The 14,527-nt window shown below is 59.8% G+C and carries 10 protein-coding genes and 4 pseudogenes; 6 read left to right on the top strand and 8 right to left on the bottom strand.

Annotated elements, in window-relative coordinates; all coding sequences use genetic code 11:
- Positions 1 to 75: 75 nt before the first annotated feature.
- A protein-coding gene (locus AO692_RS27050) for an IS3 family transposase (RefSeq protein ID WP_152979808.1) occupies positions 76 to 1,427 on the bottom strand; the annotation gives its coding sequence in 2 pieces (ribosomal slippage) (positions 76 to 1,091 and positions 1,091 to 1,427; 1,353 coding nt in all).
- A 521-nt stretch (positions 1,428 to 1,948) separates the two neighbouring features.
- Positions 1,949 to 2,812: an AraC family transcriptional regulator gene (locus AO692_RS27040; RefSeq protein ID WP_054313160.1), complete on the bottom strand. Its 864-nt coding sequence runs from the start codon at positions 2,810 to 2,812 to the stop codon at positions 1,949 to 1,951.
- 217 nt (positions 2,813 to 3,029) lie between these two features.
- Here AO692_RS27040 and AO692_RS27035 point away from each other — a divergent pair, with 217 nt between their 5' ends.
- A complete protein-coding gene (locus AO692_RS27035) occupies positions 3,030 to 4,049 on the top strand; it encodes an amidohydrolase family protein (protein ID WP_200911792.1) in 1,020 nt (339 codons plus the stop codon).
- Positions 4,042 to 5,103 carry a maleylacetate reductase gene (locus AO692_RS27030; RefSeq protein WP_054313159.1) on the top strand — a complete coding sequence of 354 codons (1,062 nt, stop codon included), beginning with the start codon at positions 4,042 to 4,044 and terminating at the stop codon, positions 5,101 to 5,103. The genes AO692_RS27035 and AO692_RS27030 overlap by 8 nt, the downstream gene beginning before the upstream one ends.
- Positions 5,104 to 5,209: 106 nt before the next feature.
- Here the strand turns inward: AO692_RS27030 and AO692_RS27025 are convergent.
- Positions 5,210 to 6,030, bottom strand: a pseudogene (locus AO692_RS27025) (methyltransferase domain-containing protein).
- 226 nt (positions 6,031 to 6,256) lie between these two features.
- On the opposite strand from AO692_RS27025, the pseudogene AO692_RS32480 reads away from it, so the two are divergent.
- The 3 genes and pseudogenes from AO692_RS32480 (at position 6,257) to AO692_RS27010 (ending at position 8,792) form a co-directional block, all read left to right on the top strand.
- Positions 6,257 to 7,005, top strand: a pseudogene (locus AO692_RS32480) (IS5 family transposase).
- 89 nt (positions 7,006 to 7,094) lie between these two features.
- Positions 7,095 to 8,063 (top strand): ring-cleaving dioxygenase, encoded by a 969-nt coding sequence (locus AO692_RS27015; RefSeq protein ID WP_244483505.1) that lies wholly within the window; start codon positions 7,095 to 7,097, stop codon positions 8,061 to 8,063.
- Between the two features lie 99 nt (positions 8,064 to 8,162).
- Positions 8,163 to 8,792, top strand: coding sequence for an alpha/beta hydrolase (locus AO692_RS27010; RefSeq protein WP_054313161.1), 630 nt, complete (start codon positions 8,163 to 8,165; stop codon positions 8,790 to 8,792).
- 237 nt (positions 8,793 to 9,029) lie between these two features.
- On the opposite strand, the gene istB is transcribed toward AO692_RS27010, so the two are convergent.
- The 5 genes and pseudogenes from istB to AO692_RS26985 all read right to left on the bottom strand — a co-directional run bounded on the left by istB (position 9,030) and on the right by AO692_RS26985 (position 13,319).
- Positions 9,030 to 9,788, bottom strand: a complete 759-nt coding sequence (gene istB, locus AO692_RS27005) for an IS21-like element helper ATPase IstB (RefSeq protein ID WP_054313157.1) — start codon at positions 9,786 to 9,788, stop codon at positions 9,030 to 9,032.
- Positions 9,785 to 11,182 carry an IS21 family transposase gene (istA, locus tag AO692_RS27000; RefSeq protein ID WP_082407582.1) on the bottom strand — a complete coding sequence of 466 codons (1,398 nt, stop codon included), beginning with the start codon at positions 11,180 to 11,182 and terminating at the stop codon, positions 9,785 to 9,787. Before istA ends, istB begins: the two co-directional genes overlap by 4 nt.
- A 5-nt stretch (positions 11,183 to 11,187) precedes the next feature.
- Positions 11,188 to 12,540 (bottom strand): annotated as a pseudogene (locus tag AO692_RS26995) (IS66 family transposase); the annotation flags it as partial.
- Positions 12,541 to 12,585: 45 nt separating this feature from the next.
- The gene (gene tnpB / locus AO692_RS26990; protein ID WP_054313155.1) at positions 12,586 to 12,933 is read right to left on the bottom strand and encodes an IS66 family insertion sequence element accessory protein TnpB; all 348 of its coding nucleotides are present in this window, start codon (positions 12,931 to 12,933) and stop codon (positions 12,586 to 12,588) included.
- Complete coding sequence (locus AO692_RS26985) at positions 12,930 to 13,319, bottom strand: transposase (protein WP_054313154.1); 390 nt, start codon at positions 13,317 to 13,319, stop codon at positions 12,930 to 12,932. The genes tnpB and AO692_RS26985 overlap by 4 nt, the downstream gene beginning before the upstream one ends.
- A 262-nt stretch (positions 13,320 to 13,581) precedes the next feature.
- Between AO692_RS26985 and AO692_RS32475 the strand changes: the two are divergent.
- Positions 13,582 to 14,465, top strand: a pseudogene (locus AO692_RS32475) (IS5 family transposase); the annotation flags it as partial.
- Positions 14,466 to 14,527 lie beyond the last annotated feature (62 nt).

Below are 14,527 nucleotides of genomic sequence, written 5' to 3'. Positions count from 1 at the left end.
GTGTCCGTCGTCGAATGATTTGAGACGTTTTGGGCTTTGGAAGACTGGAGTTTCCGGCTCGGTTTGCGGGTTGATTTAAGCCGCTTTGGCCTGGTGGTTCAAGCGGCGTTGTCTGATGGTGTCGCGTTTGATCCTTTTGCGTTCGAGGAGGATTGTCGCGCGGCGTTCGAAGTAGACGTCGGCCGGGGTGAGATTGTCGAGGCTCTCGTGGTATCGGCGATGATTGTAATGCTCGACGAAGGCCGCGATCTGGGCTTCGAGGTCCTCCTGGAAGAAGTAGTTTTCCAAGAGGATACGGTTCTTCAGCGTCTGGTGCCAGCGTTCGATCTTGCCCTGCGTTTGCGGATGGCCGGGAGCGCCGTGAACCTGATCGATCTTGTATTTCTCCAGCCATTCACCGAGATCGGACGCGACGTAACACGGGCCGTTGTCGGACAGCAGGCGTGGCCGGTGTTCGACCTTGACCTTGTCACAACCTGAGGCCGCCAGCGCCAGATCGAGCGTGTCGGTGACGTCGTCCACCTTCATGCAGGTGCATAGCTTCCAGGCGATGATGTAGCGGGAATAATCGTCGAGGATGGTCGACAGGTAGAACCATCCCCAGCCGATGACCTTCAGGTAGGTGAAGTCGGTCTGCCACATCTCGTTCGGCCGCGTGGTCTTGTCCTTGAACTCGTCGTTGGCCTTGATAACGATATAGGCTGGCGAGGTGATCAGGTCATGGGCCTTGAGCAGGCGATAGACCGAAGCCTCTGAGACGAAATAGCTTTCCGTGTCGGTGAACTTCACCGCCAGTTCGCGCGGCGACAGATCCGCATGATCCAGCGCCATGGTGATGATGCGATCCCGGACACCGTCTGGGATGCGGTTCCACACTCGTGACGGCGCGGACGTCCGGTCTTCCAGCCCTTCGACGCCGTGGGTCAGGAAACGCTCATACCAGCGATAGAAGGTCGGCCGAGGAATACCGAGCTTGTCGAGGGTCTGTCTGGCCGACAAATGCGACTGTTCCACGATCCGGATGATCTCAAGCTTCTCTGAGGCGGGGTATCTCATTCTTCGTCGCCCCCATCCGCGATCATGCTTTTTTTGAGCAGGCGGTTTTCCAGGGTGAGGTCGGCCAGCGCTTCCTTCAGGTCTCGGCTTTCACGGCGCAGCGCCTTGACCTCGTCACTGGTGGCAGAACGGGCGGTATCGCCTGCAAGGCGCTTCTTGCCCGCTTCGAGGAATTCCTTCGACCAGCTATAATACAGGCTCTCGGCAATCCCCTCACGGCGGCAGATCGTAGCAATGCTGTCCTCGCCACGCAGGCCCTCCAGCACGATACGGATTTTGTCCTCGGCTGAATGATGCTTGCGCGTGGCGCGGCGGATGTCCTTGATCGTCTTCTCGGCCGCCGATGTCTGCGGCCCGGTTTTCTGTCTCATCTTCGCTTCCTTTGAGTGAGCTACGATGAGCCGAAAATCCTCTCTTCTCAATTAAGCCAATTCTGTCTCAAGGGCGCTGATGTCGGACAGGTGCTTGCCTGCGCACGCCCGAAGTCCGTCCGCCGCAAGGCAAAGCGAGCGTAGCCCACGTCATCAAAGATCGAGATCCGCCGTGCTCCAGATCCGTGCACCAAAGCCCATCTGGTGCGTTGTCAGCTTACGCCTCGGCGTTGTGAAGCGACCGAAGTGCCCAAATTTCGCTGACGTAGCGTTGCCTGTCTGCGATTGCAGCAACATCAGACATCTGCGCGAAGCGATCCTTCTTCCGCCGCAAGTTACTTCGGTTGCGCCCTCTGGATTACTGTACACCGAGGCAGAAGGCGGGATTCCACGAACACCATTTGCATGCCGCCGGATGAGCCCACGTTCACGACATTGGCAACCAGCAGCGGATGGTCAGGTCACCGACCAACTGACGGCATCTAGAAGCAGCGTTCTGGAACTGAGAATGAATCTCCGTTTTATATCTGCTTCGAGTTGTACCGGAACTCATTGGGCGTGCATCGGAAATTGGCTCTGAAGACTGCGTGGAAATACTGGACGCTTTGAAAGCCGACCATGCCGGAGATTTCCTTCAAGGAGAGATCGCTCTCCTGCAGCAGCTTCTTGGCTGCGTTCAGGCGGTATTGAATGAGATATTTCTTCGGGCCGACGCCGACATGCAGCCGGAACAGCTTGCGGAATTGAACAAGGCTCAGCTTGTTTTCGCTGGCGAGGCTCTCGACGGATATGTCCTGGCTGTAGAAGTCACGGATCTTGAGCAGTGATTTGCTGATGCGATGATCCAGCTCCTCTTCACGCGGATGCAGGCGCGCTCCGTTGAGAACCTCGTTGACCAGCAGCGTCTTGAGGAAAGCAGCGCCCCAGATCTGGCCGGACTGGTCACCGGTGTTGAAAACGGTGACCAGACTGCACAGTTCGTCGAGGACGGCATCGCCACCGCGCAGCCGTCCCATGGCTTCGGCAAAGAAGTCGAGAAGGGGAACCCGCCAGACATTGGTGATGTGGCAGTGGATGGCGATCATTTCGACACTGTCGCAACCGTCGCCAAGCTCGACCATGTGCTCCACATTGTCCCGGAGCATGATGAATTCGCCACGTTCTGCGGTGTGGACTTTTCCTTCGCTGCTGACTTTGATCTGCCCCTTCAGCGGAAACAGAAAGAAACTGTCGTTCACCTTGCGCCAAGGCAATGACCACGGTCTGGCGAGGCGCCAGCAAATAACCGTCAGGATATCGACCTTGAACTCACCGATGATCCACTGAACACGTTCGCTGTGTTCCGGTTCAAGCGCCGCGGTCAATTTGTCGGACTCTTCAGCCATTGCACCTCCCAGTGCCGAAAACCGCAACGATACGCCGTTTATTTACCTAGAACCGGGTTCCCGCCCTGTTTAGCGTGCCTGCGTTAGACGAAACGGCGGGCGCCCGCAAACGCGCCATTCATAAGAGACTTGCAAGCGAACACAAGACGGCGTGACCGACGGCACGACATCAACAACCGATGCGGCGCGGTTCCGAATTTCAATTCAAGGAAGCAACATGACGACTACCGAAGCGCCGAGCAGGGCGAACACGCTCGGTTCGATTTCCAGCAATTCGACAATGCATGACGGGCGTATCGACACACATCATCATATCCTTCCTCCCGCTTATGCCGCCTGGCTCGACCGTCATGGTATTCGCGATGGCGACCGGCCGCTTCCGGAATGGAGCGTGCAAGGCGCGCTCGATCTGATGGACGACAACGGCATCGTTGCCAGCATCCTCTCGGTCTCGACCCCCGGTGTTCATCTCGGCGACGGTGGTGAGGCCCGTCGCATGGCAAGGACCGTCAATGAGTTCACCGCTGGGATCGTCAGCCGTTGCCCGGATCGTTTTGGCCATTTCGCGACGCTACCTCTACCCGATATCGATGCCGCTCTCGAAGAGGTGGCCTATGCTTTCGATTGCCTTGATGCCGACGGTATCGTGCTACTCGGCAATGTTGGCGGCGCCTATCTCGGCGACGTTTCGTTGGACCCATTGATGGCGGAGCTGGATCGCAGGAGAGCGACGATCCTGGTGCATCCGTGTGCGCTTCCGGGAGCGGAGGTGCCGGGGCTTCCCGCATACGCAGCGGATTTCCTGCTGGATACCACGAGGGCAGCGATCAATCTCGCCAGATCAGGGTGCCTGGAGCGGTTTCCGAACTTGAAAATCATCCTATCGCATGCCGGCGGCTTTCTGCCGTTTGCTGCGCAGCGGCTGGCCGCGTCATGTTCGGTCGATGGCGACAGCGAGGGCGGCATCGCCAGATTGAAACGCTTTTATTTCGACACAGCCCTGTCGAGTTCCTCCTATGCCTTGCCGAGTCTGCTTTCCTTCGCCGAGCCGACACACATAACCTTCGGCAGCGACTGGCCATTCGCCACCAGGGAACGTTCGGCGTTCTACAGGCAAGTGCTGGACGACTACCCGCTGACCGAAGCACAGCGTCTTGCCATCGGCAGAGGCAACGCCGAGAGGTTGCTGCCGCGTCTGGCCACAGCGCTTGCCGATGGCGGGCGTCTCAATGGATAATTTCGTCTGCGGCATCAATCCGGCGCGGGTGATCTTCGGTACGGGGGCACTTTCGCATTTGGGCGGTGAGGCATCACGGCTTGGCATCCAGCGCGCTCTGATTGTCACCACGTCCTCGCAACGTCACGCCGAACAAGCCGTTTCACTTCTTGGCTGCCGTGCAGCCGGAACTTTTACGGGCGCGAAAATGCACACGCCGTTGAGGATCACAGATACGGCCTTGGCTGCACTTATCGATTGCGATGCGGATGGGATTGTCGCGATCGGGGGCGGGGCGGCGATCGGTCTTTCCAAGGCGTTGGCTTTGCGCACCGATCTTCCGCAGATCGTCATTCCGACCACCTATTCCGGTTCGGAAATGACCGCCATCCTGGGTGAGACCGACGACGGAAAGAAGGTGACTCAAACCAGCAGCAGAATCCTGCCGGAGGTCGTAATCTATGACGTCGAGCTGACACTAAGTTTTCCTGCCCTTCTCGCGGGCACCAGCGGCCTCAACGCGATCGCCCATGCCGTCGAGGCCTTGTATGCCCGGGACCGAAACCCAGTAGTCGATCTGCTGGCGGTCGAGGGCATTTCGGCGTTGGCCAAGGCATTGCCGCGTATCGTCGAACACCCGCAGGATCATGATGCGCGCGCGCTGGCGCTTTACGGCGCTTTCCTGTGCGGGACCTGCCTTGGTGCCGTCGGCATGGCGCTGCATCACAAGCTTTGCCACACGCTGGGTGGCCTGTTCGATCTGCCGCACGCGCCGACCCACGCCGCCGTGCTGCCGCACGCTGTCGCCTACAATGCGCCGGCGGTACCGCAAGCCATGGCCAAAATCGCGGCGGCGCTCGCCACTCGGGATGCTGCCATTGGATTGTATGATCTCGCCGGTGCCGTCGGTGCGATCCGTACGCTCGCCGATCTCGGTATGCCGGCGGATCGTCTCAGCGAGGTGGTCTGCCTCGCGCTGCAAAATCCGTACTGGAATCCCCGCCCGCTTGAGCCGCAAGGGATCCGTTTCTTGCTGGAGCACGCGCTCGCGGGCCGGCCACCGCAGCCTGACTAGGGCGCGGACTCATAAATTCGGTTCATGTCCGTTTCAGTCGGAAAGCAACGCAATTGCTGTGTAGCAGCGGAATGTCGCGAAGTGCCGGAACGGGGTATTCCAACACCTAGGCCACAGCCACAATTACGTGTGCCTGAATTTTGGCAACAACCTCGCCGCTGCCATGTCTGTCTGCAATCGCGGATGCGGCATAGTCGGTTGCAGCTTCCAGTTCTCCCGCGCCTCTGGCCTCGATTTCGGTGCGAAGGACAGTTCCCTGGCAATATGCAACGGCTGGAATGCGCGGCGAGGAGGCACGGCTCTGTTCGGCTTTCGTCTCGATCACCACATCGGAGAAGCCTGCGTCCCCCAGCTCGCGACGGATCAGGTCCTTATCGTGGTAGCCGTGCGGCGTTCGTGCCAGAAACCGCGGCGGGTCGTTGGGAAAAATCCTTGCGAGAGCATTCGTTACATCATCCGCAAATACATTCTCCTCGATGCGATCCCATACGTTAAACAAAAAACGTCCTCCGGGCTTCAGGACGCGCTTTGCTTCGCGGTAGCCGGACGAGCGGTCGGGAAAGAACATCGCGCCGAACTGACAGCAAACGAGATCAAAGGCCGCATCTTCAAACGGCAGCGCCAAGGCATCCGCCTGGCGCCATCTGATGCGGCTGTCTGAAGCTTGTCGCGAAGCGGCGTAGTCGAGCATCGGCTGGTTGAGGTCGGTTACGATATAGCTTGCGCCGGGGGATAGCTTTGGCGCCAATGCCCGGGTGACAACCCCGGTCCCTGCGGGGGTTTCCAAAACGGCCCTGGGCGACAAGGACGCTGCTCGTTGTGCAAGAACTGCGGCGAACGGTTCGAAAATCAACGACACAACGGCACCATATAGCGGTCGTAGTTTTCCGGAATCGAGCCAGCAAACGCCTTGTCGGTTTCCAACATTTCTATCCCCCGCCGTCCGTTCGATGGCTCGCGAGCCTAGCATACAATTGTTTGTTTTGGGTCGCTTTCGACCGCGAAGCGTCCAACAGCATCTGCTGCTCTGTCGGGCCGTAGCTCCGCGAAAGCGGAAGTAAGATCAGGCTATTTGGTGCCTATCATGATGACGTGGCGGGTTGATGATAGCGCCCGGCATGTGATTCAAGTTCCCAAACTGGAGCCTCGGATCATGCGCTACGAACTCGCCAATCTTGAGTGGCCGGCCATCAAGCAGTTCCTGCCCGAATAAGCCGCGTGATGTTCCACGGGTGAATGACCGCCGTATCCTCAATAGCATCTTCTGGGTCTCGCGATCCGGGGCTCATGGCGCGACCTACCTTCAGGCGTTCGGTCCGTATACCACTTGCTACAACCGCTTCGTTCACTGGCGTCTGGGAGCAGATCATGAATGCACTGGCACGTGCCCATGACGCCACCGTCCAGATGATCGACACGCCCATTGTCCGCGTCCATCGACATGCAGCCTGCGTCGCCAACAATGGCGGGCAATACATGGGCCGCTCGCGCGGCGGACTGAGCAGCAAGATCCATGTCGTAGTCGATGCCAACGGCTTGCCAGTTCGCCTTGGCCTCACCGGCGGCCAGGCACACCACAACCGGCTGTGCTCAATCCTGCTTGGCAATCTGCCGCATGGACGGCTGCTCGCGGATCGTGGCTACGATGCGGACTGGATCAGAGCGTTTGTCGCGGAGCGAGGCGCGTGGGCCAACATCGCGGCAAAACGCAACCGTAAGGACCCAATCTGTTTCAGTACCTACTTCTACAGGGATCGCAATCTGGTCGAGCGGTTCTTCAAAAAGATCAAGCGTTGCCGCCGCGGGGCGACCCGCTACGACAAACCCGCCGCCAATTATCTCGCGTTCGTCAAGCTCGCGTGCATCCGCTTATGGCTGCGCGTTTATGAGTCCACACCCTAGTATAGCACATCCAAGCTGTCGAAAACCATAATAGTTCATCGTTTATCAAACTACCAATTCCAGCTGACGACGTTTAAGTGTGGACTTCAATGAAGATGCAGATGCATTTTTATCCTGAGGAGTCGAATGTGAGTGCTTATGGAATTCATCACGTAACTATTTTCTGCGGCGATGCGCGGCAGAATGTCGATTTTTATACGGATGTATTGGGTTTGCGTTTCGTCAAGAAAACCGTCAACTTCGACGACCCGGAAGTCTATCATTTCTATTATGGGGACGAGGGCGGTCGGCCCGGTTCGATCATAACCTTCTTTCCGTCTGAAAAAGCGCCGGGCGAACTCGGCGCCGGGCAGGCAATGGAAACCAGTTATCGCGTACCGGCCAAAGCCATCGACTATTGGGCACGTCGCCTCGCCGAAAAAGGCGTGAGGGCTGATCCCATCGAAAGACGTTTTGGCGAGGCGGTCTTGCCGTTCAGGGATGCCGATGGGGTTCGCCTGGCCCTGGTCGGGGTGCATGGAGCCGAGACCGAACCCGCATTCGCTGGCGCAGACGTGCCGCAGGACTGTGCGTTGCGCGGGTTCCACGGAGTCAGCCTGCTGCAGCACGATGCAGCGTCGACGGCGACAATCCTGAGCGATGTGCTAGGCTTTATCCCGGTTGCCTTCGAGGGGCCGGTGACGCGGTTCCAGGTCAATCACACTGCTTACGGCGGTGTCATTGATATCCATGTCGATCGAAACGCCAGTGAAGGTAGGCTCGGGCCGGGTTCCATTCATCACGTCGCCTTTCGCGCCGCCGATGACGGCCAGCAGGCGGAGATGGCGAGAAAGCTTTCCGAGACGCATTCTCTTACCGTCACTCAGCAGCTGAACCGCAACTATTTCCGTTCGATCTATTTCACAGAACCGGGCGGTGTTCGCTTCGAGATCGCGACGGACGAGCCGGGCTTTGCGGTCGATGAACCGGCGTCAGAGCTCGGCCGGAACCTGAAGCTGCCGCCATGGCTGGAGGCTCGCCGTCTAACGATCGAAGCGGTGCTGCCCGTCATCGACTGAAAAGCAGGCGATAAGCAGTTTCCTGCGTTGGTGGCGACTGGCGTCCGACCGGTCGCTGATCGCGCAAGCGCGCACGCCGCCATCCGCGAGAAACCCGACATGCTCAACTCTGACCTTTCATTCGTTCATCATTTCGTGCCCGGGGAAGGGACACCCATCCTCCTCCTCCATGGCACTGGTGGCGATGAAAACACGCTCCTGGCGTTCGGCAGATCGGTCGCGGCGGCGAACCCATTGCTCTCGCCTCGCGGAAAAGTTCTAGAGAACGGCAGGTGCCGGTTCTTTCGTCGTTTTGCCGAAGGGGTCTTGGACGAGGAGGACGTTCGCAGGCAAGCCGCGGCGTTGGCGGACTTCATCGACACTGCCTGCGCCTCCTATCGATTGCCGCCACCATTGGCGATCGGCTTTTCCAACGGTGCGAACATTGCTGCGGCGGTGCTGTTGTTGCGGCCGCAGACGCTTGCGGGTGCAGCGCTGCTGCGCCCGATGATGCCGTTGAGGGAACCGCCAGACCTGAATCTGGCTGGTAAACCTGTCCTCATCATCGCAGCGGAAAATGATGCGGTCATCCCGCCTGGCGACGGCGAGCGCCTGATCGAGTGCTTCAGGCAGGGCGGTGCAACTGTCGTGGACCGAACCGTGGCTTCGGTCGGGCATGAACTCTCGTCAACCGACAGCGACATCGTCGCCGACTGGTTGCGCGATCTGCCAGTGCATCCCTCAGTCTAGAATTTCTCAGTTCTCTCGACGCTGCGGTGCGCCGAAATCATTTAGAACGAGACTGCGAGCGGTCGAGTGGCAGCTGTAGCTCGTGGATCGCCGCCGTCTCTTCCTGTCAACGGCGGAGTAAAACCCGGCCACGGGGCGGAGCAAAAGTCGGCCGCTTGTGGCGCACGCATGAGACCTCCGAGAGGGCGTAGCCCGAGCGGGGGTCTCATGCGTGCGCGTCGATTTTCTGAAGGGATTTCAGCCGGCCTTTCGGGCGCGGCTTTGGGCGAGACGATAGCTGTCGCCGTTCATTTCGAGGATGTTGACGTGGTGGGTAATGCGATCGAGCAGCGCACCGGTCAGGCGCTCGGACCCCAGCGTTTCCGTCCATTCGTCGAAAGGTAGATTGCTGGTGATCAGGGTGGCGCCGCGCTCGTAACGCTGGGAGATCAGCTCGAACAGCAATTCGGCGCCGGTCTTTGACACCGGCACGAAGCCCAGCTCGTCGATGATCAGCAGCTTGTAGGCGGCCATCTGCTTCTGGAAGCGAAGCAGACGCCGCTCGTCACGCGCCTCCATCATCTCGCTGACCAGGGCGGCCGCTGTTGTGAAGCCGACAGACAGGCCCTTCTGGCAGGCGGCCAGGCCGAGACCGAGCGCTACATGCGTCTTTCCCGTGCCACTCGGGCCGAGCGCAATGACGTTCTCGCGGCCGTCGATCCATTCGCAACGTGCCAGTTCCAGCACCTGCATCTTGTTGAGCTTGGGGATAGCGGCGAAGTCGAAGCTATCCAGGCTTTTGACGACCGGGAATTTGGCGGCCTTGATCCGCCGTTCGACCTTGCGGCGATCCCGTTCGATCATCTCCCGCTCGGCAAGCCGGAAGAGGTATCCGACATGATCGACACCTTCGGTGGCGCATAGCCGAGCCAGCTTCTGGTGCTCGCGCTGGAAGGTCGGCAGCTTCAAGATTTTGAGATAATGGGCGAGTAAGATGTCGGGTGCTTCGGTGCTCATGCCGCTTCTCCCGCATCAGAGGACAGGAGGCGCATATACGCCTTCGCCGAGGTCTTCTCGACCTTCGCCCTTGGCAGGTACGGGTAGATCGACAGGTCCAATCGCGGCGGCCGGCGTTCTACGCGGCACAGGATCAGATGCTTGACGGCGTCGAAGCCGATCGCGCCGAGCTGAATGGCCTGCTTCACGGCCGCATGCAGGTCGGCAAGCTCGAAGCTCTCCAGAAGACGGAGAACCTGCACATATTCCCGTCGCCCATGCTTGGCCATGCGGCCTTCCATCAGCCGGCGCAGCGTGGCGAACTCCTCCGGTAGGTCCCAGCCTTGGAGTGGGGCAGCCTGATCCAGAGCATTGATCTTCTGCTCGATCAGCGGCAGGTAATGGACCGGGTCAAAGACAACGTCCTCACGCTCCCAGCACCGCGGATGACGGGCGATGATCTCGCCGCGGCAGCCGATCACCACTTTGTCGACATAGCCTCTGACCCAGACGTCCTGATGGCCGTAGGCGACCGGCACGGAATAGTCGTTGGTCTTGTAGCGCACCAGCGACTGGGCTGTCACAATAGCGCTGGCCTGATCGCACGCATCGAAGGGCGACGCCGGCAAGGGACGCATGGCCGCCAGATCCCGCTGCAGCCGTTCGCCGATCGTCTCGCTCTCGCCGCGCAGCTTGTCGCGCTGGCGTTTGCGGCACTGCTCTTCCAGAAAGGTATTGAACGCATCCCATGTCGGAAACTGCGGGATCGGGACCATGAAGTTACGCCTGGCATAGCCCACGAGGCCTTCAACATTCCCTTTATCGTTGCCCTTTCCTGGCCGCCCATAACGATCGCGGATCAGGTAGTGGGACAGGAACCCGCTGAACAGCGCCGCCCGCTTGCGGGTACCATCAGGCAGGATCTTCGCCACAAGGCAGCGATCATTGTCATAGACGATCGACTGCGGCACGGCCCCGAAGAACGAAAACGCATGGATATGACCATCCACCCAGGCTTCAGCCACTGCCGCCGGATAGGCCCGCACGTAGCAGCCGTCGCTATGCGGCAAATCGAGCACAAAGAAGCGGGCTTTCTGCTCGACGACGCTGATTACCACCGTCGCCTCGCCGAAATCGGCCTGCGCGTGGCCGGGCGGATGCGACAACGGCACGAACACCTCCTGACGGCGCTGATCCCGCTCGCGCATATAGTCCTTGATGATCGTGTAGCCGCCGGTGAACCCGCATTCGTCCCGTAGCCGGTCAAACACCCGCTTGGCGGTGTGCCGCTGCTTGCGCGGCACCTTCAGATCCTCGTCAAGCCAATGCTCGATCGTCGAAACGAATGCATCCAGCTTCGGCCGTCGGATTGCGGTTCGACGCTGATAACCGGGCGGCGTCGAATAGGCCACCATCTTGGCGATTTGCTGAGCGTGGCGCGCTCCCGTTTCAGCCACTCGTGCATGTCATCGAACAGCGGCTTGCTCTTTTCCTGCCGCGCGGCCAGTCGTTCTTCGGCGCTCAATCCATTGATCTGGCGTTCGATCTCGAACAGCACGTCGAACCGTTGGACGGCCTCCAATGCGATCGGCGAGATCGGCTTGCCTCTCCGTTTGCGGTTACGGGCACTTTTCTGGATATCGGCCAGTTCAAAGAATTTGCGCCGCGCATGCGCATGGCAAAAGGCAAAGGTGATCGGCACCGCTTTCTTTTCGGCGACACTGAGCGGCTCGAAGCCATTGTAACAATCACTCTGCAGAATGCCGCCATACCCGGCCAGGTGCTTCTGCGGGTGCTCGCCGCGGCGGTCGCTCGACGCATAGTATATGGCCGCCGGCGCAGCCGCTCCGCCGTAGGGCCGGTCATCGCGCACGTACGTCCATATTCGCCCGGTCGTGCATTTGCCTTTGGCCTGGATGGGAATGGTGGTGTCGTCGCCAAAAAGACGCTCGGCCGCGAAGACATGCGCCTCGATCAGATCAAAGATCGGCAGGAGCGCGGCCGTTCCATACCCGACCTGGTCGGCCAGCGTCGAGGTCGAAAGCTCGATGCCCTCGCACTTAAGGCGAGTGCTTTGGCGGTTGAGCGGACTATGCATGCCGAACTTGTCGAACAGGATCGTCGCCAGCAGATGAGGACCGATGAAGCCGCGCGGCGTGGCATGGAACGGTGCCGGCGGCTGGCTGATCGCCTCGCAGTCGCGGCAGGTAAATTTCTCCCGCACCGTCTCGATCACTTTGAACCGGCGCGGAACCTCCTCGAGCGTCTCAGTGACGTCCTCGCCCAGTTTCGACAAGCGCGACCCGCCGCAGCATGCACAGGTGGCTGGGGGATCGATCACCACGCGCTCACGCTCAATATCCTCCGGCCACGGCTTGCGGACCGGCCGTTTGCGCGTGAACGAACGCACGCTCGAGGTCCTGGCGGCAGCCGCTTGCGCTGAGGCTTCATCCTCCGTCGCCGCCATCACCAGTTCTTCGAGCTGCAATTCCATCTGGTCGATCAGGCGCGCCGTGCGCTCGGATCGCTGGCCGCGCAGTTCGCGCTTCAGCTTTTCGATCGCCAGCTCCAGACTGGCAATCAAGGCCTCGCTGTCCGACAGCATGGCCTGCGCATTGGCGGCTTGCGCCACCGCAACGTCCCGCTCCGCGACGACCGTGTCCCGTTCGGCAACAACGACATCGCATTCAGCCTGTAACATCTCACGCTCGGAAAGCAGCGCCAGATAGGCGCTCGCAAGGTCCGCAGGAAGATCCATAGGCTTCGAGATCATGAAGCCATTCGATCAGATTCACTCAATATTTTCAATGCGATAATGCTATCCGACCCGTGTCGGACGCCAGGTTTCCTGCGGCGCGCGCCAGTCGATTCCGGATAAGAGATAGGAGAGCTGCGCAGGCGAGATCGTCACCACACCATCCGCCGCAGATGGCCATATGAACCGGCCTCGTTCCAATTTTTTCGTGAACAGGCATGCCCCCTGGGTATCATGCCAAATCACCTTTATCAGATCGCCCCTGCGACCCCGGAAGCAGAACAAATGACCGCTCAACGGATCATGCTTCAGGACCTCCTGAACCTGCAAGGCCAGCGACGGAAAGCCCCTGCGCATGTCGGTGTAGCCCGTAGCAAGCCAAACGCGGACCCCAGTCGGAACCGGATTCATGGCAGCGTCTCGAGACCTTGGACGATCCGCAGCAACGCCGGCACATCAACATCGCCGCCGACAATCACGCGCCGCCCGTTCGCGCTCACTATCTCCATGCGCCCACCGCCCGAACAGCGAGACGCCGGCGTCTCCGGCACAATCCGCGCCGGAACAAAGCCGCCGAGCCCATCGGCCCCAAGGCGGCCCGCGCGATATGCCTTACGCCAGGCAAACAATTGCTGGTTGGAAACCCCATGCCGCCGCGCCGTCGCCGAGGCCAGACGGGGAGCCGAATAGCTCTCCTCGACAATCCGAAGCTTCGCATCATCCGACCACCGACGGCGACGGCCCGTGTCAACAACGTCGAGACGTGTGACATGATGACTATCAGTAAAGATATCCATACCGACAGTCAGCTACGCCGCGATCAATTCCACAAGGCGGCCTTGGCCGGATGCGTACGCAACAGCCACGGATTGCCGGAGTGCTTCTCCTGCAAAAAGACGTGCGAACGCTCTGGCAAAATCTGCTGGTTCTTGAGGAATGAACGAAGGTGATAGAGTCCCCGCTGGAAGGCCAAAGTACTCTCGTTGGGAGGGCGCACCCGCTGGGTTAATTTTAGAGCCTAACTTCACTTGCAACGGTATTCTGTCATCATTTGCCGGCCTCAGGATCAAGACGCCGGAGGCGGTTGCCATATGGGTTGCTCCACGACGAACAACGCGTGGTGGCCAGCCTCGCTATTCTGATCTTGCCATCGAGACAGCCTTGTCCCCGGGCATGGTGTTCGGACTGCGGCTACGCCAGGCCGAAGGCTTCCTTGAATCGGTATTGCAATTGATGGGATTGGCACTCTCCGTCCCCGATCATACCACGCTCAGCCGTCGGACACGGACATGGCAATCGCCCAGCAAACGGCAGCATCCTCAGGTTCCTCTGGGCGGACGGGTGCATGTTCTTGTCGATAGTACCGGCCTTCAAATCTATGGCGCGGGCCAGTGGCTGAAGGAGAAACATGGCGCGCCAAATCCCGTCGCGGTTGGCGCAAACTGCATCTGGCGCTGGATGCCGATAGCGGCGAGATCATCGCCCACACAATGACCGACCAGGACACAGGCGATGCCTCGCAGGTGGGGCCACTTCTCAATCAGATCGACGGTCCAATCGGACGGTTAACCGCCGATGGTGCCTATGATGGAAAGCCCATCTACGACGCGATCATCAACCACAGTGCCGATGTTGCCATCGTCATTCCGCCACGGGTCAATGCGGTCGAACCGGCCGGCAATCGATCTCTCGGCCAAAGAGATCAGCATATCGCCGCGATAAGCAGAGACGGGCGGATGAAGTGGCAAGCTTCCACCGGCTACGGCAAGCGTGCGCGGGTCGAGACCGCCATCGGACGATACAAATCCATCATCGGACCGCGTCTGCGGGCTCGGTCGTTTCACGTTCAGCAGACGGAAGTCGCCATCGGCTGCGCCGTCCTCAACCGCATGCTTGCCTGCGCACGCCCGAAGTCCGTCCGCCGCAAGGCAAAGCGAGCGTAGCCCACGTCATCAAACAATCAAAGATCGAGATCCGCCGTGCTCCAGATCCGTGCACCAAAGCC

Origin of the sequence: Mesorhizobium sp. 1M-11 (genome assembly GCF_001303895.1) — a bacterium.
In the GTDB taxonomy this organism is placed as follows: Bacteria; Pseudomonadota; Alphaproteobacteria; order Rhizobiales; family Rhizobiaceae; genus Mesorhizobium.
The sequence above is the reverse complement of the archived record's forward strand: the minus strand, read 5'-3'. Positions and strand labels throughout refer to the sequence as shown.